Source organism: Neorhizobium sp. NCHU2750 (genome assembly GCF_003597675.1).
Lineage (GTDB): Bacteria > Pseudomonadota > Alphaproteobacteria > Rhizobiales > Rhizobiaceae > Neorhizobium.
The window spans coordinates 634,484-655,823 of record NZ_CP030828.1 but is presented as its reverse complement, the minus strand read 5'-3'; the positions used below and the strand labels follow the sequence as shown (position 1 = coordinate 655,823).

Sequence of the window (21,340 nt, the reverse complement as noted above, 5' to 3'; positions counted from 1 at the left end):
TCTAGTGCCTGTTCAGCGTGCGACCATATCTGTGCGCGATGTGTGCGTTGAACGCGAGCGCGACATGGATCAGAAGCCGGTCCCGAACGTCGTCCGCCATGTCGAAGAGCGGCATCAATGCGGCCCCAATGTTGCGGATGGTGCGATCTTCCGCACCTCGACAAACCATCAGATCATCGACACGCGGCTCGCCGGCCTCATCGGCCAGTTCCGCCAGATGCGCCGCCGGAATATGGAAAACGAGCGCCTCGAACCTGCCGCGAATGGCAATTGCCGCCCCCTGCCGCAGGCTGATCAGACAGATTGACCCCTTCGGATATGTCTTGAGCGCAGCAGGCGGCCGGTCAGGCCAGATATCCTGATGTTCGACATCGATCAGATAAAGCACGACCAGAAATGCATCGTCTGGCGGCAGAGACACGGGGCGATCCCCTTCGTCGTAGTGGCCCCAGAGATGGGTAATCGCAAGTTCGGCACGACGAAGCGGTCTGATGACCAGAGACCGGGCATTATCCGTGCCGAAATATTCTGCCATTCTATCGCCGGTGGCGAATCCGTCACTCACATATGTCTCACTTGTTCCCCGAGGTTCGGCCTTCGGCACTGCGCACTTTGTTAGCTAGATAGGGTCCCTCCAGCATTTTGGGAGCTACGCATAAATATTCAGGCTGCAATCTCTGCCTCGCCTGGCTTACGTCATCGCGCGGTGAACAACGCTGTTCCACATGTCTCTCTGAACTTGAATGGCAAGTCCAACTTTTTGGCATGGCGTAAATGATCGAATTGGGCAAACATATGCCGAAAGATCCGATGGCCATCTCCTCGAGTAGAATGCCGCCCTTGAACGGTTGAAAGAGAAAGTAGCCCGCCTTGATCCGTAAATCTATCCTTCAGACGATATCTTCAGCGGATCCGAGCACAGACAGTTTCGGATGCCCATTCGACAAACTGTACAAAGACCAGAGCCTGCATGGCGCCGATATAAGTTTCTTCCGTAAGGGCAGCCGGGAGAACGCAATCGAGCAGATAATCACACCGGCCAGCGACCGTGGCTTTGCCGTCGGCCTCTCGACGCAACCGGGCCACAGCCGCCGCATCTTTCATGAACATCACGCCACAACCCACGTGTTCGCCAAGGATTCACTTTACATCCGTGACCTGTCCGAGCCTTACAAGGCGGACATTACCAGCCCATTCGATTTCCTGCTGCTTGAGATCTCACCGGCATCGCTCCGCCGCATAGCACAGGAAGCGGATCTGGCTGGCGTAGCGACGCTTGAAACGAGGACTGCATCGCCCGACCCGGTACTTGCAAATCTGGTGCGGGCGTTGATCCCGGCACTCGAAAAGCCCAAGGAAGCAAGCCAGCTATTCATCGATCAGCTGGCTACGGCGATCGGCACGCATCTCGTCCAAAATTATGGTGGCGCTTCAGTCTCGCAGTCTCTGCGTCCGCGCAAGCTGTCGAGGCAGCATGAAATGCTAGCCAAGAACCTGCTCACTGAAAATCTCGACGGCGAGATATCGATTCTCGACGTCGCCCGCGCCTGCAACCTGTCACGCGGATACTTCATCCATGCCTTCCGTGAAACCACAGGCATGACACCCTATAAGTGGCTTCTCGGCGAACGGGTTGCTCGCGCGCAGGAATTGCTGAAGGCTTCGAGAACGCCACTTTCGGAAGTGGCAATTGCCTGCGGATTTGCCGACCAGAGCCATTTCACCCGGGTGTTCACCAGCTTCGTCGGCGTATCCCCCGGTAATTGGCGCCGCATGGCCTGACAGCCAAGCTTAAGTATACGCATAGGACCGGAGATCCGAAGCTTCGCCGGACTGATCCCATTTGCCGTGTGCTGAGGGTCGGCGGTATCTTGTAATTTATCAAGTCCCACCTGCATTCCTTTCAAACAATCGGACTTTAAGACAAGACCCACGGGGACAATTAAGCGATTTTCCGCACACCGAAACGGGTGGGAAAGGCGACGGCATAACGGTGACACAAGGCATTGCTGCACGCCAATTATTTCAAATTTCGCAATTCAATCGAAATTAATATTGCAATTCTTGCGAATTCCAAATCGTTCTAGATTTCCTTTCAGCAGCCAAGACGAACAGAAATGAACGGCCGCTAAACCCAGAAGACCCGGCCCAGGCCACCTGAAAGCAACACTTCCCGACGCGCGTCGCTCCCCCGGCGCACGACCGACAAACCATGCCCAATCAATCCCACCGCCTCAGCGGTGCACCCCATCCGAAAAAGGAACGCCAAATGTCGAAGCTCGAAGTCCTGACCCCGAAGAACAGCCAGCTTATCTTCATCGACCAGCAGCCGCAGATGGCCATGGGCGTCCAGTCGATCGATCGCCAGACGCTCAAGAACAACGTCGTCGGCCTCGCCAAGGGAGCGAAGATCTTCAGCGTGCCGACCACGATCACCACCGTTGAAACACTTTCCTTCTCCGGCCACACCTTCCCGGAACTGCTTGCTGTCTTCCCGGAAAACGACATTCTCGAACGCACTTCGATGAATTCCTGGGACGACCAGAATGTCCGCGATGCCCTGGACAAAAACGTGGCCGAAGGCCGGAGGAAGATCGTGGTCTCGGGTCTGTGGACGGAAGTCTGCAATACGACCTTCTCGCTGTCTGCCCTGCAGGACAGGCCCGACTATGAGATCTACATGGTTGCCGATGCCTCTGGCGGCACCTCTTCCGACGCCCATAAATACGCGATGGACCGCATGATCCAGGCTGGCGTCATTCCCGTCACCTGGCAGCAGGTCCTGCTTGAATGGCAGCGCGACTGGGCCCGCAAGGAAACCTATGACGCCGTCACCTCGCTCGCCAAGGAACATTCCGGCGCCTACGGCATGGGTATCGACTATGCCTATACGATGGTTCATGGCGCTGCCGAGCGCGTTGCCCATGGCAAGCGCATCGGCCCGAACCCGGCCAAGTAAACCTCCAGAAAATCCATGGCCCGCTTCGACAAGCGTCTGAATGTCGTCGTCGGAGCGGCGTCTCCCCCTTTGAGGACTAAAGCAATGAAACTCTATCTTCTGTCCCTGGGCGCCGGTCTTCTGGTCGGCATCGTCTACAGCCTGCTCAATGTCCGCTCGCCGGCACCGCCCGTCGTCGCGCTTGTCGGCCTGCTTGGTATCCTGGTCGGCGAGCAGATCATTCCGCTGGCAAAATCCTTCTGGAGCAAGGAGCCGGCTGCGATCTCCTGGATCAACCAGATCAAGCCGCACATGTTCGGCCATATGCCGAAAGGCATCTCGACCACCACCGATCTGGCCGCAGCCAAGCAGTCGTCGACGAAGACCGACGGCTGATGAAAGGGAGCGGGAGCATTGAGCCGCCCCCGCCTCCATCTTCCAGTATCACCCAAAACTTTTCCGTCGTCTGGAGCAAGACCATGACCGCCGACATCATCCTTCACCACGGGCTGATCACCACGCTCGACCGCACCAACCCTAATGCCACCGCAGTCGCCATCAAGGATGGAGCCTTTCTCGAAGTCGGCACCGATGCCGAAGTCATGGCCCTTGCCGGTCCCGACACGAAGATCGTCGATCTCAAAGGCAAGCGCGTTCTTCCCGGACTGATCGACAACCACACCCACGTCGTGCGCGGCGGCCTCAACTACAATATGGAGCTGCGCTGGGATGGCGTTCGCTCGCTGGCCGATGCCATGGATATGTTGAAGCGCCAGGTGGCGATCACGCCCGCGCCGCAATGGGTGCGCGTGGTCGGCGGCTTTACCGAGCACCAGTTCGTCGAAAAGCGCCTGCCGACGATCGAGGAAATCAATGCGGTCGCCCCTGACACGCCGGTCTTCCTGTTGCATCTCTATGACCGTGCGCTTTTGAACGGCGCCGCCCTGCGCGCCGTCGGCTACACCCGCGACACGCCGAACCCGCCGGGCGGCGAGATCACCCGCGATGCCAATGGCAATCCGACCGGCATGCTTCTCGCCAAGCCCAATGCCGGCATCCTCTATTCGACGCTTGCCAAGGGCCCGAAGCTGCCCTTCGACTATCAGGTCAATTCCACCCGCCATTTCATGCGCGAACTCAATCGTCTCGGCATTACCGGTGTCATAGATGCCGGTGGCGGTTTCCAGAATTATCCGGACGACTACGAGGTCATCCAGAGGCTCTCGGACGAGAACCAGCTTACCGTGCGCCTCGCCTACAATCTGTTCACCCAGAAGCCCAAGGCCGAGAAAGAGGACTTCCTCAACTGGACGTCGTCGGTCAAATACAAGCAGGGCAACGATTACTTCCGCCATAACGGTGCCGGCGAAATGCTCGTCTTCTCCGCCGCAGATTTTGAAGACTTTCGCCAGCCACGGCCGGAAATGGCACCGGAGATGGAGGGTGAACTGGAAAAGGTGGTGAGGGTTCTGGCGGAAAACCGCTGGCCCTGGCGCATGCACACCACCTACGACGAAACGATCTCCCGTTCGCTCGACGTCTTCGAAAAGGTCAATAAAGACATTCCGCTTGAGGGCCTGAACTGGTTCTTCGACCATGCCGAGACCATTTCGGAACGCTCGATCGACCGCATTGCAGCGCTTGGCGGCGGCATCGCCACCCAGCACCGCATGGCCTATCAGGGCGAATATTTCGTCGAGCGCTATGGCCATGGCGTGGCCGAGGCCACGCCTCCGATCCGTCGCATGCTCGACAAGGGCGTCAACGTCTCGGCCGGTACGGATGCCACGCGCGTTGCCTCTTACAATCCCTGGGTCTCGCTCGCCTGGATGGTGACCGGCAAGACGGTCGGTGGCATGCAGCTTTACCCGCGCGCCAACTGCCTCGACCGCGAGACGGCACTTCGCATGTGGACCGAGAAGGTCACCTGGTTCTCCAATGAGGAAGGCAAGAAGGGCCGGATCGAAAAGGGCCAGTTCGCCGATCTCGTCGTGCCGGACAAGGACTTCTTCAAATGCGCCGAGGATGAGATCACCTTCCTCACGTCCGAACTGACCATGGTCGGCGGCAAGATCGTCTATGGCGCCGGTGATTTTGCCAGCCTTGACGACAGCGATATTCCGCCGGCCATGCCTGACTGGTCGCCGGTGCGCAAATTCGGCGGCTACGCCGCCTGGGGCGAGCCGGAGGGCGCCGGACGTCACTCCCTGCGCCGCACCGCAATTGCATCCTGCGGATGTGCCAGCGATTGCGGCGTGCACGGCCATGACCATGCCGGCGCCTGGACATCGAAACTGCCGATATCGGATCTGAAGGGTTTCTTCGGCGCGCTCGGCTGCTCCTGCTGGGCCGTGTGAACCAATCGATATTCACTGCTTCCGAGGGCAACGCCAGGCGTTGCCCTTCGACATCTGATTTCACGCTCATATAATTTCGCTTTATGCAATTAATTCGAAATTATTGATGCAATTGTTGGCGACAATCATTCCGACCAATATCGCTCCATCAACCGCGACCTACACCGCCACATCCGGCGGCCAACATTGAAAGGAGCAGACATGACCGACCAAGCGTCTTCAAGACGGACGGCAGGCACATTGCTTGCAGATATCGTCACGGCACCCGCTACTCGTGCCACCGCTCTCGTGGCGCTCTGCGCTGCCTATATCCAGGGGCCGATCACCAAGATCGCAGACTTTCCCGGTGCGATCGCCGAAATGAACCATTTCTGCCTGCATCCCGCGCCTGTCTTTGCGGCCACAGTCATCGCTTTCGAACTGATCGCCTCAGCGATGGTGATCACCGGCTTCCTGCGTTCCGTCGGTGCCTTGGCGCTGGCCGGCTTCACGCTTCTCGCCACGCTTGTCGCGCTGCGCTTCTGGGAGCTTGCGCCAGGCATGGAACGGATGATGGCGGAGAACGCCTTCTTCGAACATCTCGGCCTCGCTGGCGCTTTCGTGCTTGTCGCCGCCATCGATCTCACCAAGGGAGCAGGCAAATGACCGCCGAAAAAGCCACTTCCAGATTGTCGGGCGGTAGTTTCGCCCCGCTCGCCCAGCCCGTCTTTGCCGTCCTGTGGGGGGCCACCGTGCTCGGCAATACCGGCTCCTTCATGCGTGACGTCGCCAGTTCCTGGCTGATGACCGACCTGTCGGCCTCCCCGACCGCTGTTGCACTGGTCCAGGCGGCCGGCACGCTGCCGATCTTCCTGCTCGCCATTCCGGCGGGTGTGTTGACCGATATCCTCGATCGCCGGAAATTCCTCATCGCCGTGCAGATCCTGCTGGCCGCAGTCAGCGTCACCTTCATGGTGCTCTCCCATACGGGGATGCTTTCGGTCAGCGCCCTGATCGGACTGACGTTCCTCGGCGGCATTGGTGCCGCACTGATGGGCCCGACATGGCAGGCGATCGTGCCTGAACTCGTGCCTCGCCAGGATGTCAAAAGTGCCGTGGCACTCAACTCGCTCGGCATCAACATCGCCCGTTCCATCGGACCCGCCGCCGGCGGCCTGCTGCTCGCCGCCTTCGGCGCCGGCATTACCTATGGCGCCGATGTCGCAAGCTATCTCGTCGTCATCGCAGCCCTTGTCTGGTGGCCACGCGCTAAGAATGCCGATGACGCGCTGGCCGAAGGGTTTCTCGGCGCCTTCCGTGCTGGGTTGCGCTATACCCGCGCCAGCCGTCCGCTGCATGTCGTGCTGGTTCGCGCCGCGATCTTCTTTGCCTTTGCGAGTGCAGTCTGGGCGCTCCTTCCGCTCGTCGCCCGTCAGTCACTCGGCGGTGACGCAGGCTTCTACGGCATCCTGCTCGGCGCAGTCGGTGCAGGCGCCATAGCCGGTGCCCTGGTCATGCCGAAGCTTCGTGCGCGTTTCGATGCGGACGGCCTGCTGCTGGGTGCCGCCATCGTCACCGCGCTGGTCATGGCCGCCCTTTCGCTCGCACCGCCGAAATGGCTTGCGATCGTCACCCTTCTGTTCCTCGGTGGCGCCTGGATCACAGCACTCACCACGCTTAACGGCGCAGCTCAGGCAATTCTGCCCAACTGGGTGCGCGGTCGCGGCCTTGCCGTCTATCTCACCGTCTTCAACGGAGCGATGACAGCCGGCAGCATCGGCTGGGGTGCAGTTGGCGAAGCTGCCGGCGTCTCCGGTACGCTTCTGATTGGCGCCGCAGGTCTTCTGGTTGCCGGCTTCATCATGCATCGCCTGAAACTGCCTTCCGGCGAAGCCGATCTGGTCCCCTCCAACCATTGGCCGGAACCGCTTGTTGCCGAACCTGTCGCCCATGACCGCGGTCCGGTGCTGATCCTCATCGAATATCACGTCGAAAAGCATCACCGCACAGCCTTCCTCCATGCACTCGATACGTTGTCGCAGGAACGTCGCCGTGACGGCGCTTATGGCTGGGGCGTAACCGAGGATTCCGCCGATCCGGAAAAGATCGTCGAGTGGTTCATGGTCGAATCCTGGGCCGAGCATCTGCGCCAGCACAAGCGCGTCTCCAATGCCGATGCAGATCTTCAGGGCAAGGTTCTGGCCTATCATTCCGGCGAAGAAAAGCCGGTGGTGCGCCACTTCCTGACGATCAACCGGCCGGACGCCGCCTGATCGCTCCACTTTCGGGAGGGCGGCACACCGCCCTTCCATAATTTCAATTATCGCAATTAAATCGAAACAATTGATGCAATTGTCGATTATGATGCTTTTCGACAATATCTGGGCATCAGAGACACATACCGTCGCGCCATCCCGAGACGGAGACACCGGAGCCCACAATGACCGACACGATCCTCCCCCTCACCCGCCGCGGCGCGCTCCTCACCGGCGCGGCAGCCGCTGCAAGCCTTGCGCTTTCTACCCCGTTCACCACCGCAGCCGATGCTGCATCCACCAAGCACCCCACCGAAGGAAACAAGACCATGAGCTACGTAACCACCAAGGACGGCGTTGAAATTTTCTACAAGGACTGGGGCCCTAAGGATGCCCAGCCGATCATGTTCCATCACGGCTGGCCGCTGTCGTCCGACGACTGGGATGCCCAGATGCTCTATTTCCTCTCCAAGGGCTATCGCGTCATCGCCCATGACCGCCGTGGCCATGGCCGCTCCGCACAAGTCTCCGAGGGCCACGACATGGATCACTATGCCGCCGACGCCTTTGCCGTCGTCGAGCACCTGAACCTTAAGAATGTCGTCCATATCGGCCACTCGACCGGTGGCGGCGAGGTTGCCCGTTATGTCGCCAAGCACGGCCAGCCGTCAGGTCGTGTCGCCAAGGCCGTTCTCGTCTCTGCCGTTCCGCCGATTATGCTGAAGACCGCTTCCAATCCGGGTGGCCTGCCGATCGAGGTGTTTGACGGCCTGCGCGCCGCTCTTGCCGCCAACCGCGCCCAGTTCTTCCTCGACCTTCCCACCGGCCCGTTCTACGGCTTCAACCGCGACGGTGCCAAGATCTCCCAGGGCGTGATCCAGAATTGGTGGCGCCAGGGCATGATCGGCAGCGCCAAGGCTCATTACGAAGGCATCAAGGCGTTTTCCGAGACCGACCAGACGGAAGACCTGAAGGCGATCACCGTACCGGTTCTCGTCATGCATGGTGATGACGACCAGATCGTGCCGATCGACGACGCCGGCAGGCTCTCGGTCAAGCTGGTCAAGAACGGCACGTTGAAGGTCTATCCGGGCTACCCCCACGGCATGCTCACCACCCACGCCGACGTGATCAACCCCGACCTGCTGGCCTTCATCAAGGCCTGAGGCTCGCGAAGAGACTGATTTGAGGATGCGGCGAGCGATCGCCGCATTCTTTTTTCGTATCCATTAGCCTCGACCCGTATGGTGCACCCAATGTGGCGGCAAGGCTGTGCGAACAGCCTTTGCGGCCTCAAGACCGGGCGGAGAGCTTCTCGAAAAGTGGCGCGGTAACCAGCTTGAACATCGCCGGATCGCCGTAGGCGCGGGCTGACAGCATGGCACCATGAACCGTCGCCATGAATATCTGCGCCTCCACATCCGGCTTGTGAAGCAGCCGTAAGGTTCCTTGCTGGTCGCCCTGCTCCATCGCCGAGGTGATCCAGGACGACAAAAGCCGAAAGTAGGCCTTCACTTCAGCGGCAACCTCCGGCGGCAAGACGGGAACCTCGCTGGCCAGAAGCGCGCAGACGCAGAACGGTCTGCTGCCATCCTCGATACAAGCTTCCCAATGGCCGACATAAAGACGAAGCTGCTCGACAGGATCCGGTGCAGTCCGTCGCATATGGGCAATGCCGGCCTCGGCATCCTGGCAATAGCGGTTGACGAGCGTGCGCACCAGTTCTGCCTTCGCCGGAAAATGGTGATGGATGCTTGCCTTGCGTATGCCGACCACGTCAGCGATATCGGCATAGCTGAAGCCGTTATAACCGCCGGCAACGATCAGCGACCGGGCGCAGGCGAGGATTTGATCAGAGGTGGAAGCCAAATTATCCATGACGCATGCCTACCATCTAGTAGGATCGTCCGTCAATCAGGCCAGCGCTAAGCTGGCTACGAGCGGCAGTCACCGTCTCTCCACCGACATCAGGATGACGCCAGCGATGACGTGGCAAATCAACTCGTCCGGAGAGCGCGGGAACCGTCCCCCATGGCGCCTGCCTCCCTGAAGAAAGAAAGCCCGGTATCGCCATCGGCCCGGCTCCCTGCTATGCCTGCCTGCGCCAAATCAACGACCGCTTGCGGATAGATTCGATGAGTTACAAAGCACAGCTCAAGAAGGCGATCGATATCGCCATGCAGGCCCACGAAGGACAGTCGAGCAAAACCGGTGGTCCATTCATCGACCATGTGCGGCGCGTGGCCGAGCATGTGACGGGTGAGGACGAGACGCTCGTCGCCTGGCTCCATGATGTCGTGGAAAAGGGGCCGGGCTGGACCTTCGAAAAGCTTCGCGAAGAAGGGTTTTCAGAACACGTCATCGATGCCGTCGACGCGATGAGCAAGCGTGATGGGGAAGATTATTTCGATTTCGTTCGCCGCTCCATCGAAAATCCCCTAGCAAGGCCGGTCAAATATGCGGATCTGACCGACAATCTCGGGCAGATGCGGCAGATGGGCAGTGACGGTGGCAAGTTTGCCGAGGGCTTGCGTATTCTTAGCCAGCGCTATCCGCACGAAGGCTTGGTCTGAAGCGGAACCTTGCGCCCCGCCTCTCGTTGCGACGCGATAACCACGTCCAACATCAAAGGTGGCGCATGGAATTTACCTCACGCGTAGCACTTGTAACCGGGGCGGGATCCGGCATCGGACGAGCCTCAGCCCTCAAGTTGGGCGCTTCCGGAGCTGTCGTCGGAATTCTCGGGCATACTCTGGATGAGCTTCAAAAGACGGCCGGCGACATCGAAGCAGCAGGCGGGCGGGCCATTGTCCTCAAGGCGGATATTGGTGACGAGGCTTCGATGCGCAAAGCAGTCGATCACCTCGTGCAGGTGGCAGGAAGGCTCGATATCGTCATCGCCAACGCCGGCATCAACGGCGTCTGGGCACCGATCGATGATCTGAAGCCGCATGAATGGGATCAAACGGTCAGGGTCAATCTACGCGGCACCTATCTCACATTACATGCCAGCGTGCCGCATCTGAAAAGACAGGGCGGATCGGTGGTCGTCGTCTCCTCGATCAACGGTAACCGTACATTCAACACACCGGGTGCGACGGCCTATGTAGCCACCAAGGCGGCACAGGTTGCGATCGTTCAGCAACTTGCTCTGGAACTCGGCAAGTTCGGGGTCCGCGTCAACGCCGTCTGCCCCGGCGCAATCGAGACCAACATCAACGACAACACGACAATACGCGAGGCAAGCGAGACGGCAGTCCCCGTCGAATTTCCGGCCGGTGACATCCCCATCACCGGCGGCAAGGCAGGACGGAGCGAAGACGTTGCTTCAGTCGTTCTGTTTCTCGCCTCGGACCAATCTCGCCACGTGACCGGCACGCCGATTTATGTGGACGGCGGGCAAGGGCTTCTTCGGTAGAGGTGGCGATCATTCTGGAACCTGTTCGCGCTGGACGCGTTGTCGGGAGCAATTCAACGAGGATTTACAGAATGAAAAATATCATCGCCGCATCGGTCGTTTCGCTCGCCGCTCTTCTGTCCGCGGCAACTGCATCGCAGGCTGCAAGCGTCGTCGTCACCACCGAAACGCATCCCGCCATGCGCCACCATGTCGACGATCGCTACTACGGGCATCCCCGCCACCATGCCTGCCGTGTCGAACGGGTGAAGACCTACCGTCACGGAAAGGTTTTCATCAAGGAAACGAAGGTCTGCCATTAAATTCCACATGCGCGGCCTCGATGATATCGGGGCCGCAATTCCATCCGGCCGAAAGGTCGGTCTCACGGACGAAATATGCTCCCGCAAGGAGACCGCATTACAACCTATGCAAAATGCGGGGAGCAGCTTTGCCGATCGTCAAGGATTGAAAGCATATGGTTCGCATGCTAATTAATGCAGCGAATAACCTTAGTGTGCTAACTATGCCTTATAGCGATCAATCTGCTTCCGAATTCCTGGAAGAGCTGACCAAGGTCAGCCGCAAGATCCGGACAGCCTTTAACAAGAAGGTCACAGCCCACGGGCTGACCTATCCCCGCGCGCGCGCATTGTTTCGCCTTGCAAGACGGCAGAACATGACGCAGACGGAACTGGCCTGCGAACTTGAAGTCGAGCAGGCAACCATGGTCAGGCTGCTCGACCGCATGGAAGAACACGGGTTGATCGAACGCCGCCAGGACGCCAGCGACCGGCGTGTCAAGCTCATCGCTCTGACCGAGCATGGCCAGGAGCAGGCCGCCTTCGTCCGGCAGTTGGCCGACCAGATCCGTCGGCAATTCTTTGAAGGGGTGAACGTGAACGCCCTGCAGCAAGGCATCGCCCTGCTCCAAACGATATCGTCGAACGTTGCGGGCCTGGAGGATGCCGATGTCTCCGAGTGACGGCACGGCCAAGGCTGACATCGCGGCTGTGCACAAGGTGGACGCGGCAGCATCCGCCCCCTCTCCGCCGCCGACAGCGCCACCCGCTTTTGTCCCAAAACCGCTCCCCTTGAACCTTCTCTATGCCTTGACCTCGGTCGTGGCCGCCGTGATGCAGGGGCTCGGCACATCCCTCATTTCATTGAACCTGCAGCAGATCGCCGGTCCGCTGGAGGCCACACAGAATGAAGCCGCATGGCTGATGGCTGCTTATCTCTTTCCCAATGCCAGCCTCGGTCTTTTCCTGTTCAAGGTGCGCACCCAATACGGCATCCGGAAATTCGCTGAGCTGGCAATCATTCCGTTCGTCATCGTCAGCCTGCTTCATCTCTGGGTCAACGATTTGAGCCTCAGCATCGTTCTGCGCTTTCTTGCCGGCGCAGCCGCCGCCCCCATCTCGTCGATATCCTTTCTTTATATGCTTGAGATATTCCCGCCGGAGAAAAAGCTTAATATCGGCATCTGCCTCGCACTGATCGGCTTGTCGCTTCCCACACCGGTTGCCGGACTGATCTCGCCGCAACTTCTCGACTTTCACGGCCTGCAGGGTCTTTACGTTGTCGAGATGGGGCTGGCACTGGTCGTGTTCTGTCTCATTTACATGTTGCCATTGACGTCGCCTCCCCGCGCCAAGGTCATCTCGTCAATGGACTATGTGAGTTACGCATTGCTGGCCGCCTCGATGGGCTGCCTGGCAATATTCTTCACCATGGGCCGCCTTTACTGGTGGCTGGAAGTCAACTGGCTCGCCTGGGTACTGATCTGCGGCATTGTCACGGGCACGCTATGCATCATGCTCGAACTCAACCGCAAGAACAATCTGATCGACGTGCGCTGGATAGGCTCGTGGGAAATCGTACATTTCGCCGGCGTTCTGCTGGTGTTTCGTATGTTGCTGACCGAACAGTCGACCGGCGCCATCAACTTCTTCAAGCAGCTCGGTCTGCTGAACGAACAGATGGCGGGGCTGTATTGGCTGATCCTCGCTGCCAGCGTCGTTGCCGGCCTGCTTTGCGCCACCGTGATGAAACCCGGACGCGAGGCAGCCATCCACCTCGCCGCGCTGGTGCTGATCGCCATCGGCTCGCTTATGGACAGCTACTCGACCGTACTCACTCGTCCCGAGCAGATGTATATCAGCCAGTCGCTCTTCGCCTTTGGCAGCGGGCTTTTTCTTCCGCCGGCCATGGCGGTCGGCTTCGCCGCCGCCTTGAAGAAGGGGCTGACCTATATCATCAGCTTCATCGCCGTGTTTCTTTTCACCCAGAAGGTCGGCGCCTTCATCGGCAGCGCGCTGTTCGGCAGCTTCGTGACCTGGCGAGAGCAATACCACTCCGCCATCCTGACCTCGAGGCTCTTGCCGACCGATCCGTTGGTAAACCTGCGCATCAGCCAGTACACGGCGGCCTATGCCCATTCCAGTGCCGACACGGCACTGCAAAAGGTCCAGGGCACCACCACCTTTGCCAAGCAGGTGCAGCAGCAGGCCTATGTGCTGGCCTATAACGATGCCTTCTTCGCAACATTCCTGTGTGCGGTCGCAGCCATCGCGCTGCTTCTGCTCCACGTTCTCTGGAAGAATCGAGATCGGTTTATGGGCGCCGCAAACAGCCCTCAGACAGCCTGAACCCTGCAGCCGGCCACACGGATAGACAGAAAAGACAATGAAACCCGTATTTCGCTCAATCGCAACTTATGTCACGGCGGCCGTCGGCATCGCAGGCGTTCTCATCGTACTTTATGCATGGGACCTACCGCCGTTCAGCGGATCGGTAGAGACGACCAATGACGCTTATGTCCGCGGTCAGGTGACCTTGATCAGCCCCCAGCTTGCGGGCTATCTCGTCGAAGTTCCGGTGCAGGATTACCAGAAGGTCAAGACCGGCGATCTGATCGCCCGCATCGATGACCGCATCTATGTGCAGAAACTCGCGCAGGCCAAGGCAGGTCAGGAAACAGCCGAGGCATCACTGGCCAATTCCGAGCAAAGCCGCAAGTCCGCGGAAGCCAAGATATTCTCGGCGAAAGCTGCGGTCGAAAGCGCACAGGCCGCCTTCGACGCCGCCAAGACCGCCTATAACCGCACGCAGTCACTGCTGAAGGGCAATGTTTCCACCCAGAGCGACTTCGAAAAGGCCCAGGCGACCTACGACCAGGCCCAGGCTGCCGTGCATCAGGCACAGGCCGAGGAACTGGTGGCAGAGCAAGATCTGAACACCATTGTCGTCAATCGCCGCTCGCTCGAAGCAACGGTCGATAGCGCCAAGGCTTCGGTCGCCCTGGCCGATATTGACCTGCAGAACACCCGCATCACCGCACCTCAGGACGGGCATCTCGGTGAAGTCAGCGGCCGGCTTGGCCAATATGTTTCCATCGGCACGCAGATCGCGTCGCTGGTGCCCGACTATGTATGGGTCGTGGCGAATTACAAGGAAGCCCAGCTCGACGGCATGAAGCCGGGGCAAAAGGTAACGTTCACGGTCGATGCACTTGGGCACCAGAGTTTCAACGGCCGCATCGAACGTTTCGCGCCAGCGACCGGCTCCGAGTTCGCCGTCATAAAATCAGACAATGCGACCGGCAATTTCACCAAGGTCGCCCAGAGAATTCCGGTCCGGATCGCGATAGAGCCGAACCAGCCGCTCATCGACAAGCTTGTTCCCGGCATGTCGGTGATTGCTCGCGTAGACCTCGCGCAGCAAAGCGACACGGCAACGGCACAGACAGACTGACATTGATCAGCCTGCCTGTATCACGACCCGGACGGAATACGCCCCGCGCCCGTTCAGCGTCCCCGGCGCGGGGCGTTTTCGAAACTTAATAGCGTGATCGGCAATAAACCTGTCGCCTGCCAAGACTGGCCGGCAGCCGCTCCATCTTTGCGGCAGATCCAGAAGGAGACTTGCCAGCCTTCTGCGCTCCGCTAGCGCTCTGCCACCGCGCGGCCAGACCATCCGGTCCGAGACACCCATTCGTGCCAGCCGCTCTCGCTGCCATTGAAGACGTTGAGATCGATCCGGCCGTCCACGCCCTGCGACAGGCCCGAGCCTGAATATTGCCAGAATAGCCATTTGCGGTCGGGATAAACCTTCGCGGGATGGGCCGCGACAGATCTCAACCAGAAGGGATAGTTACGGAATTGTCCCTGCAGATGGTCGGCATAGAAGTCGGGCGATGTGTAGATCACCGGGCGCTGACCATAATAGCGTTCCAGCTTGTCCATGAAGACCTGCATCTTCTCCAGCACGCGCTCTGTCGAAAGCCGCATCTTGCAGTCTGACTGGTGATTATATTCCACGTCGATCACCGGCGGGAGCGCATCGGGATCACGTGGCACGTTGCGAATGAACCAATCAGCCTGCTCGCCGGCGGTACGGCACCAATAGAAGAAGTGATAAGCGCCGCGCCGGATGCCCGCATTGCTCGCACCGCGCCAATTGGCCATGAACATCGGGTCAACGTGGTCGCCACCATCGGTCGCCTTGATATAGGCAAAATTGGCACCCTGCGTCCTCAGCGTCGGCCAATCGATATTGGCCTGCCAACGGGAGACGTCCACTCCATGGACGGCGAACTGGCGTGGAGCAACCCTGCCGAAATTGATCGGCTTTGCATCGCGGAAACGATGGCCGTAGATCTTCAGGCGATCGGCACGGCTGCGACGCAGCGGCAAGTCCGCCGGCAGCGGTTGCGCGGCTGGCCGCAACATGGCGACAGGTCGCTCGGAAGGAACGGGCATGCCGACCGTCGTTGCCATGCCGTCAAATGCATGCGTCTCGCTTGTCTGCTTGTTCCACGCGAGTTCACGCGGATCATCGACCGGAGAAGGTGGAACGATAGCCGCCACGGGCGTCGGATCTATTCCGGGAGCTGTCGGCATCGGACCGGCCGGTGCGGTGGACCGAGGCATATCGGCCGGCGGCTGAACGCGCGCCGCCTTCACGGATGCCGGGGGCACTGTCAATGCCGTCTCCGTGCTGGAGCTCGATGTGCAGCCGGACACGCCGAGACAGGCGATCAAGATTGCCGAAGCGGCAGCAGAAACACGCATGTGAACCCGTACGCAATACACTCGCTTCCGCTGTGTCGACCTGTTCCAGGACGTAAGACGGAACGTTACTAACAGGACCTTACCGCCAAATCCTAAATGCAATCTTTACGGGACGCTTGTCCCGAGCGGCGAATAAAATCGGCATTCCGCCAGGAAACCGGATATCCGGCGAGCACACACGCCCAGCGCCCTGTCCACAGATATTCAGAAATAGCCGCCTTCCAATCTCATCGGTGACTACGAATGATAACACCATCGTAAGAAGTTCTGTCGGATAGTAGGGGCATTCCGCTTAAGCCAGTTTCGAAGGGCGTCTTCACCTCAATGCGCTTCATCCAGTTCAGGCTCGTCGGCCCGGCTCTCATCGCTGTTGCGGTGCTGATCGGCGGCATGGCGACTATCCCCTATGTGGGCATTGCCCAAATCGATGCAGGCCTGCGCCAACGCGAGGAAAACCTCGTCAGGCACAATATCGATCTATGGATCAATGATATCGAATTCTCGCTGACCGCGTGGACGATCTGGGACGAGTCCATCGCCAAGATCGACAATGCCTTCGATTTCGATTGGACGGACCGCAACATCGGCGCCTCGCTTATCGGCACATCGCGCACCCGTTTCGTTGCGATCCTCGATCACACCGACAAGCTGATCTATTGGCGCACGGATGACAGCGTCAAGAACCGGGGCTTCTTCGACAGAGGCGCCGACGCGATTGTCGCCGATGCATCCACGCTGGTCAGCGATGTCCGCTCCCGTGAGCTTGGGCGCACCATTGTGGGCATTCCGAAACCGGTCAGCATCAGCCGCATCGAAGTGCTGGGCGACGATGCGGTGCTGATGACCGCAACGCTGTTCCAGCCCGATTTCGGCACGGCAAAGCCGAAGGGTGAGCGGGCACCTATCCTGATCACCGCGATGCCCATAACAGGGAGCCTGCAGGATTTCTTCGGCACCCGTTTCCTGCTCGATGACGCACGCGTCAGTTCTCTTGAGTCCGTGACGCCTGATCGGGCCTATGCCGAAATTGCAGTCGGGCAGGATGGAGAGAAGAAAGTTCTCTCGTGGCGCCCTCCAACGCCGGCATCCGATCTGCTGTATCGGTCGCTGCCCCTGCTGGTCACGGTCGGCGCGGCCCTCCTTGCCGCAGGCATCTTTACACTGCGGATGTCACGCAACACGGCACGTGCACTCGTTGCCCGCGAAAGGCGGATGCGCCATGCAGCAACGCACGACTTCCTGACCGGCCTTGCCAACCGATCTCTGCTGGAAACAGAGTTCCGCGAATTGAGCCGCAAAGGACCGCTTGTCGTGGCCTGCCTCGATCTCGACGGCTTCAAGGAGGTCAACGACACCTATGGCCACGCCGTCGGCGACGAACTACTGAAAGCTGTTGCCTCACGGCTGCGCGACAAAGCGCGAGTGACAGACCGCCTTTTCCGTCTCGGCGGCGATGAATTTGCCATGCTGATGCCGGATATGTCGGCAGACCGCGCCGATGCAATCTGCCAAAGGCTGTCCAGATCGCTTGCCAAGCCGATGGATTTGTCGAAGGGGGAGATCTCGATCGCCGCCTCTTTTGGCCTCAAGAGCGTAGAGAGCACCGACATTTCCTGCGACACCGCCTTCAAGGCCGCCGATGCTGCGCTCTACCATGCCAAATCCTTTGGCCGCGGCAGCGTCGTCGTGTCGGGTTCGTTTGTTCCCGCCTCCCAGTTGGCACCGCGACCTGCAAGACGCAAGCGGGCCTGACGGTTCAGGCTCGCAAGAGCCGCAACGCATTGATCGTCACCAGCACGGTGGCGCCGGTATCTGCAAGGATTGCCGGCCACAGTCCCGTGATGCCGATGATGGTCGTCACCAGGAATACCGCCTTCAGACCGAGAGCAATCGCAATGTTCTGATGGATATTCCGCATCGTCCGCCTGGAGAGATCGATCATGCCGGCGATGTCCGATACGCGACCATGGAGCACTGCGGCATCGGCCGTCTCCAGCGCCACGTCGGTACCACCGCCCATGGCGACCCCGACATCGGCAGCTGCAAGAGCCGGCGCGTCGTTGATCCCGTCACCAACCTTGCCGACGACGAAGCCTTCACGCTGCAGCTCTCCGACGATGCGCTGCTTGTCTTCCGGCATCAGTTCGGCGCGTACCTCTATGCCGAGATCTGCCCCGATCGCCGCTGCCGTGCGAGCATTGTCTCCCGTCAGCATCACGGTCTTCACACCGGCGTCGGCGAGTGCCTGCAGTCCAGCCTTTGCGTCGGCACGCGGCTCATCACGCATGGCGATTGCTCCGGCCAAAAGGCCATCGACAACCAACACGGAGACGGTCTTGCCCTCGTCGTTCAGGCCCGCGAGGCGACGCGCATGCGCCATCGGCAAGGCTACGCGCTCTGCAGCAGCCTTTGGCGAACCGAGAAACAACTCGGCTCCCTCGACGACAGCGGCAACGCCTTTGCCGCCAATCGCTCTCGTATCCGTTGCGACCGGAATATCGACCTCTTCCTCGTCCGCCTTGGCCAACACCGCAAGCGCGAGCGGGTGGCTCGACCCCGTCTCGAGTGCTGCCGAAAGACGGAGGACATCCTCGGCATTGCGACCGAACGCGATGACGTCCGTCACCTGCGGTTTTCCCGATGTCAGTGTGCCGGTCTTGTCCAGCGCGACCGCCGTAAGCTTGCCGAGCATTTCCAGCACAGCACCACCCTTCAAAAGCAGACCGCGCCGCGCACCTGCCGAGAGGGAGGCAGCGATGGCCGCCGGGGTCGAGATCACCAGAGCACAGGGGCAGCCGATCAGCAGGATAGCCAGCCCCTTGTAGATCCACTCGCTCCAGTCCGCACCTGCGATAAGCGGTGGGAGGATCGCAACGAGGGCCGCCACAGCCACGACACCCGGTGTGTAGTATCGGGAGAAGCGATCGATAAAGCGTTCCGTCGGCGCTTTCTTCTCCTGTGCTTCCTCGACCAGCCGCACGACACGAGCGATCGTGTTGTCTTGAGCTGCAGCCGTCACCTTCACGCGCAAGGCTGCGTCGCCATTGATCGTACCGGCAAAAACCTTTCCCCCCTCGCCCTTGCGAACAGGTGTGCTTTCGCCTGTCACCGGCGCCTCGTCGATTGCGCTGTCGCCCGACAGGATAAGGCCATCGGCCGAAATCCGGTCGCCCGGACGCACGAGGATGATCGTATCGACCGTCAGTTCCTCAGCCGGTACCTCACGGGTCTTGCCGCCCTCTTCCAGCAGGGCGGTTTTGGGCACCAGCGCGGTCAGGCCCTGGATACTTGCCCGCGCCCTGCCGGCAGCAACGCCCTCCAGCAGCTCGCCGACCAGGAACAGAAATACGACTGCGGCAGCCTCCTCTGCAGCATTGATGACCACGGCGCCGACAGCCGCGATCGTCATCAGCATCTCGATCGAGAATGGCGTACCGGCAAGCGCTGCCATGATCGCCCGGCGCGCGATCGGCACAAGGCCGATCAGAATCGCGACAATGAAAAGATAGCTCTCATACGCCGGCAAAAGATGGCCGAGCCCATAGGCCAGAGCAAATGCAAGTCCAGCGGCAATCGTCAACCGACCCTTTTGCGATTTCCACCAGGGACCCTCCATTGCTCCATGGTCATGGCCATGCAACCCCTCGATCTCCTCGGCATCGCGATCAGCATGGCTGTGACCCGCGTGATCGTGGCTGCCATCATGGTGGTGTGCATGGTCGTGCCTCCCTCCATGTGAGCCGCTGTGGTCATGCTGGTGATGATCATGAACGCAGCCGGGGCCATGTTCGTGGTGATGATTATGTGTATAGGCCTGCGGCACCGTAGCCTTGCGCCCCAATGCCCTCAGCGTATAGCCGAGACCCGCAATCTTCTTTTCAACGGCACCGAAATCCGTGCTGCCGTCGTGATCGACCGTCATTGTTGCGGCCGACACTGACACAGCCACGTCTCTCACACCCGGCATACGGCGGACCGCCGTATCGATCTTGGCAGCACAGCTGGCGCAATCCATGCCGCCAACCTTGTAGCGCACTTGGTTTGAGCTCTGATCTTGGGTTACATCAGGGGACATTTCACTCTCCGCCTTTCGCATCGAGTCTTTTCTTTAAGACCTCTAGTCACTAGAGCTGCAAGACCCAGAGGAAGAAAAATCGCAGGCCGACCATTACGCATGTGGAGCACAAGGCAAACGGGCTTGCCGCCGGCGATAGGCAAAAATAGACTTGCCGCAAGACCCGGCTCAGCCGGTCAATCGTTTCTGCGAGAGGTACCCATCCCGTGAACGTGTCTCTTTTCCTTCGTATCACTGCGATTGCCGCAATCACCGCGATCGCAACCTCCGTGACGGCTCAGGCCCAAACGAAGACAATCACCATTTCCTGGTGGGGGTATAATGGCGAAAAGATGAACGCCAACATCATCGAGCCGTTCAAGAAGATCTGCGGCTGCGACATCGTTTTCGAGACCGGCAACAACGCCGACAGGCTGAACAAATTGAAGCTGCGCGATGGAAAGGGCGTCGACGTCATCTATCTCTCGGACAGCTTTTCGCAGCAGGGCATCGAGGATGGGATGTTCTCCGAAATCGACCCCGCCAAGATCCCGAACCTCTCCGAAATCTATGAACTCGGACGTCAGCCGCAGGGCAAGTTCGGCCCGGCCTATACGATCGGCCGCGTCGGCATCGTCTATGACAGCGCCACCGTCAAACCACCGATAACCTCATGGAACGGGCTCTGGCGGGAGGATCTCGAGAAATCGGTCTCGCTGCCGGGCATCACCACGACTGCCGGCCCGATGGTGGTGGTACAGGCAGGCAAACATGCCGAAAGCGATGCCTTCGAGGATAGCGAGAGCGCCTTCGCGGCGATCGAGGAGCTGAAACCCAATGTCGTGAAGAACTACAATACCGGCTCGGAACTGGTAAACCTGATCTCCACCGGCGAAGTGCGTGTGGCGCTGGCCCAGGATTTCACCCTCGCCTCCATGCAGGCGGCGGTTCCGACCATGGTCTGGGCCAAGCTCAAGGAAGGCGACATCGCGACACTCAACACCGTGAACATCCCCAAGGGTTCCCAGAACGTCGACCTCGCCTACCAGTTCATCAATTTCATCCTATCTAAAGACGTTCAGCAAAAGGAAGCCGAACAGGGTGTAGATGCGCCGATCAATACCAAGGTGCAACTGACCCCGGAACAGGCGAAGATCTGGACCTATGGCCCCGAACAGGTGGGCAGCCTGTCGCTCTTAGACTACCACAAGATGAACGAGGCCAAGGCTGACTGGATCGACCAGTGGAACGAGTTGTTCTCACAATGAAGTCGTGATGTGATCCG

The 21,340-nt window shown here is 59.7% G+C and carries 19 protein-coding genes; 15 read left to right on the top strand and 4 right to left on the bottom strand.

Translation table 11 applies throughout. From position 1 onward, the window contains the following. Nucleotide 1: 1 nt before the first annotated feature. A complete protein-coding gene (locus tag NCHU2750_RS23685; protein ID WP_162939766.1) occupies nt 2-565 on the bottom strand; it encodes a hypothetical protein in 564 nt (187 codons plus the stop codon). 305 nt (nt 566-870) lie between these two features. Here NCHU2750_RS23685 and NCHU2750_RS23680 point away from each other — a divergent pair, with 305 nt between their 5' ends. The 7 genes from NCHU2750_RS23680 (at nt 871) to NCHU2750_RS23650 (ending at nt 8,695) form a co-directional block, all read left to right on the top strand. Continuing rightward, nucleotides 871-1,782: a helix-turn-helix domain-containing protein gene (locus NCHU2750_RS23680; protein ID WP_502703867.1), complete on the top strand. Its 912-nt coding sequence runs from the start codon at nt 871-873 to the stop codon at nt 1,780-1,782. Nucleotides 1,783-2,269: 487 nt separating this feature from the next. Further along, entirely contained in the window at nt 2,270-2,959 is a 690-nt protein-coding gene (locus NCHU2750_RS23675) for a hydrolase (protein WP_119944200.1), read from the top strand. 84 nt (nt 2,960-3,043) lie between these two features. Next, a complete protein-coding gene (locus tag NCHU2750_RS23670) occupies nt 3,044-3,334 on the top strand; it encodes a XapX domain-containing protein (RefSeq protein ID WP_119944199.1) in 291 nt (96 codons plus the stop codon). An 83-nt stretch (nt 3,335-3,417) separates the two neighbouring features. Continuing rightward, the gene (locus tag NCHU2750_RS23665; protein WP_119944198.1) at nt 3,418-5,295 is read left to right on the top strand and encodes an amidohydrolase; all 1,878 of its coding nucleotides are present in this window, start codon (nt 3,418-3,420) and stop codon (nt 5,293-5,295) included. 201 nt (nt 5,296-5,496) lie between these two features. Further along, nucleotides 5,497-5,940, top strand: coding sequence for a DoxX family protein (locus NCHU2750_RS23660; RefSeq protein ID WP_119944197.1), 444 nt, complete (start codon nt 5,497-5,499; stop codon nt 5,938-5,940). Beyond that, nucleotides 5,937-7,547 (top strand): MFS transporter, encoded by a 1,611-nt coding sequence (locus tag NCHU2750_RS23655; RefSeq protein ID WP_119944196.1) that lies wholly within the window; start codon nt 5,937-5,939, stop codon nt 7,545-7,547. The genes NCHU2750_RS23660 and NCHU2750_RS23655 overlap by 4 nt, the downstream gene beginning before the upstream one ends. A 167-nt stretch (nt 7,548-7,714) precedes the next feature. Continuing rightward, a complete protein-coding gene (locus NCHU2750_RS23650; protein ID WP_119944195.1) occupies nt 7,715-8,695 on the top strand; it encodes an alpha/beta fold hydrolase in 981 nt (326 codons plus the stop codon). A gap of 127 nt (nt 8,696-8,822) precedes the next feature. Here NCHU2750_RS23650 and NCHU2750_RS23645 read toward each other — a convergent pair whose 3' ends face one another. Next, the gene (locus tag NCHU2750_RS23645; RefSeq protein ID WP_119944194.1) at nt 8,823-9,407 is read right to left on the bottom strand and encodes a TetR/AcrR family transcriptional regulator; all 585 of its coding nucleotides are present in this window, start codon (nt 9,405-9,407) and stop codon (nt 8,823-8,825) included. Nucleotides 9,408-9,664: 257 nt separating this feature from the next. On the opposite strand from NCHU2750_RS23645, the gene NCHU2750_RS23640 reads away from it, so the two are divergent. The 6 genes from NCHU2750_RS23640 (at nt 9,665) to NCHU2750_RS23615 (ending at nt 14,682) form a co-directional block, all read left to right on the top strand. Continuing rightward, nucleotides 9,665-10,102, top strand: coding sequence for an HD domain-containing protein (locus NCHU2750_RS23640; RefSeq protein WP_119944193.1), 438 nt, complete (start codon nt 9,665-9,667; stop codon nt 10,100-10,102). A gap of 65 nt (nt 10,103-10,167) precedes the next feature. After that, on the top strand, nt 10,168-10,947 hold the full coding sequence (locus tag NCHU2750_RS23635; protein WP_119944192.1) for an SDR family oxidoreductase: 780 nt from the start codon (nt 10,168-10,170) through the stop codon (nt 10,945-10,947). A gap of 71 nt (nt 10,948-11,018) precedes the next feature. Beyond that, nucleotides 11,019-11,249, top strand: a complete 231-nt coding sequence (locus NCHU2750_RS23630) for a hypothetical protein (protein WP_119944191.1) — start codon at nt 11,019-11,021, stop codon at nt 11,247-11,249. 155 nt (nt 11,250-11,404) lie between these two features. Continuing rightward, on the top strand, nt 11,405-11,911 hold the full coding sequence (locus NCHU2750_RS23625) for a MarR family winged helix-turn-helix transcriptional regulator (RefSeq protein WP_119944190.1): 507 nt from the start codon (nt 11,405-11,407) through the stop codon (nt 11,909-11,911). Further along, on the top strand, nt 11,898-13,577 hold the full coding sequence (locus NCHU2750_RS23620) for an MFS transporter (protein ID WP_119944189.1): 1,680 nt from the start codon (nt 11,898-11,900) through the stop codon (nt 13,575-13,577). The genes NCHU2750_RS23625 and NCHU2750_RS23620 overlap by 14 nt, the downstream gene beginning before the upstream one ends. A gap of 37 nt (nt 13,578-13,614) precedes the next feature. Beyond that, nucleotides 13,615-14,682, top strand: a complete 1,068-nt coding sequence (locus tag NCHU2750_RS23615; RefSeq protein WP_119944188.1) for an HlyD family secretion protein — start codon at nt 13,615-13,617, stop codon at nt 14,680-14,682. Nucleotides 14,683-14,873: 191 nt separating this feature from the next. Here the strand turns inward: NCHU2750_RS23615 and NCHU2750_RS23610 are convergent, their stop codons facing one another. Continuing rightward, nucleotides 14,874-16,001 (bottom strand): glycoside hydrolase family 25 protein, encoded by a 1,128-nt coding sequence (locus NCHU2750_RS23610; RefSeq protein WP_119944187.1) that lies wholly within the window; start codon nt 15,999-16,001, stop codon nt 14,874-14,876. Nucleotides 16,002-16,325: 324 nt separating this feature from the next. Here NCHU2750_RS23610 and NCHU2750_RS23605 point away from each other — a divergent pair, with 324 nt between their 5' ends. Further along, entirely contained in the window at nt 16,326-17,753 is a 1,428-nt protein-coding gene (locus NCHU2750_RS23605) for a sensor domain-containing diguanylate cyclase (RefSeq protein WP_119944186.1), read from the top strand. Between the two features lie 4 nt (nt 17,754-17,757). On the opposite strand, the gene NCHU2750_RS23600 is transcribed toward NCHU2750_RS23605, so the two are convergent. Then, the gene (locus NCHU2750_RS23600) at nt 17,758-20,076 is read right to left on the bottom strand and encodes a heavy metal translocating P-type ATPase (RefSeq protein WP_119944185.1); all 2,319 of its coding nucleotides are present in this window, start codon (nt 20,074-20,076) and stop codon (nt 17,758-17,760) included. A gap of 230 nt (nt 20,077-20,306) precedes the next feature. On the opposite strand from NCHU2750_RS23600, the gene NCHU2750_RS23595 reads away from it, so the two are divergent. Continuing rightward, nucleotides 20,307-21,323, top strand: a complete 1,017-nt coding sequence (locus NCHU2750_RS23595; RefSeq protein WP_502703873.1) for an ABC transporter substrate-binding protein — start codon at nt 20,307-20,309, stop codon at nt 21,321-21,323. The last annotated feature ends 17 nt before the right edge of the window (nt 21,324-21,340 follow it).

What these genes read in the sequence shown, in the direction of transcription:
- NCHU2750_RS23675 (WP_119944200.1), top strand. Translation starts at nt 2,270, where the DNA reads ATGTCGAAGCTCGAAGTCCTGACCCCGAAGAACAGCCAGCTTATCTTC.
- NCHU2750_RS23670 (WP_119944199.1), top strand. Translation starts at nt 3,044, where the DNA reads ATGAAACTCTATCTTCTGTCCCTGGGCGCCGGTCTTCTGGTCGGCATC.
- NCHU2750_RS23665 (WP_119944198.1), top strand. Translation starts at nt 3,418, where the DNA reads ATGACCGCCGACATCATCCTTCACCACGGGCTGATCACCACGCTCGAC.
- NCHU2750_RS23660 (WP_119944197.1), top strand. Translation starts at nt 5,497, where the DNA reads ATGACCGACCAAGCGTCTTCAAGACGGACGGCAGGCACATTGCTTGCA.
- NCHU2750_RS23655 (WP_119944196.1), top strand. Translation starts at nt 5,937, where the DNA reads ATGACCGCCGAAAAAGCCACTTCCAGATTGTCGGGCGGTAGTTTCGCC.
- NCHU2750_RS23650 (WP_119944195.1), top strand. Translation starts at nt 7,715, where the DNA reads ATGACCGACACGATCCTCCCCCTCACCCGCCGCGGCGCGCTCCTCACC.
- NCHU2750_RS23645 (WP_119944194.1), bottom strand. Translation starts at nt 9,407, where the DNA reads ATGGATAATTTGGCTTCCACCTCTGATCAAATCCTCGCCTGCGCCCGG.
- NCHU2750_RS23640 (WP_119944193.1), top strand. Translation starts at nt 9,665, where the DNA reads ATGAGTTACAAAGCACAGCTCAAGAAGGCGATCGATATCGCCATGCAG.
- NCHU2750_RS23635 (WP_119944192.1), top strand. Translation starts at nt 10,168, where the DNA reads ATGGAATTTACCTCACGCGTAGCACTTGTAACCGGGGCGGGATCCGGC.
- NCHU2750_RS23630 (WP_119944191.1), top strand. Translation starts at nt 11,019, where the DNA reads ATGAAAAATATCATCGCCGCATCGGTCGTTTCGCTCGCCGCTCTTCTG.
- NCHU2750_RS23625 (WP_119944190.1), top strand. Translation starts at nt 11,405, where the DNA reads ATGGTTCGCATGCTAATTAATGCAGCGAATAACCTTAGTGTGCTAACT.
- NCHU2750_RS23620 (WP_119944189.1), top strand. Translation starts at nt 11,898, where the DNA reads ATGTCTCCGAGTGACGGCACGGCCAAGGCTGACATCGCGGCTGTGCAC.
- NCHU2750_RS23615 (WP_119944188.1), top strand. Translation starts at nt 13,615, where the DNA reads ATGAAACCCGTATTTCGCTCAATCGCAACTTATGTCACGGCGGCCGTC.
- NCHU2750_RS23610 (WP_119944187.1), bottom strand. Translation starts at nt 16,001, where the DNA reads ATGCGTGTTTCTGCTGCCGCTTCGGCAATCTTGATCGCCTGTCTCGGC.
- NCHU2750_RS23605 (WP_119944186.1), top strand. Translation starts at nt 16,326, where the DNA reads ATGCGCTTCATCCAGTTCAGGCTCGTCGGCCCGGCTCTCATCGCTGTT.
- NCHU2750_RS23600 (WP_119944185.1), bottom strand. Translation starts at nt 20,076, where the DNA reads ATGTCCCCTGATGTAACCCAAGATCAGAGCTCAAACCAAGTGCGCTAC.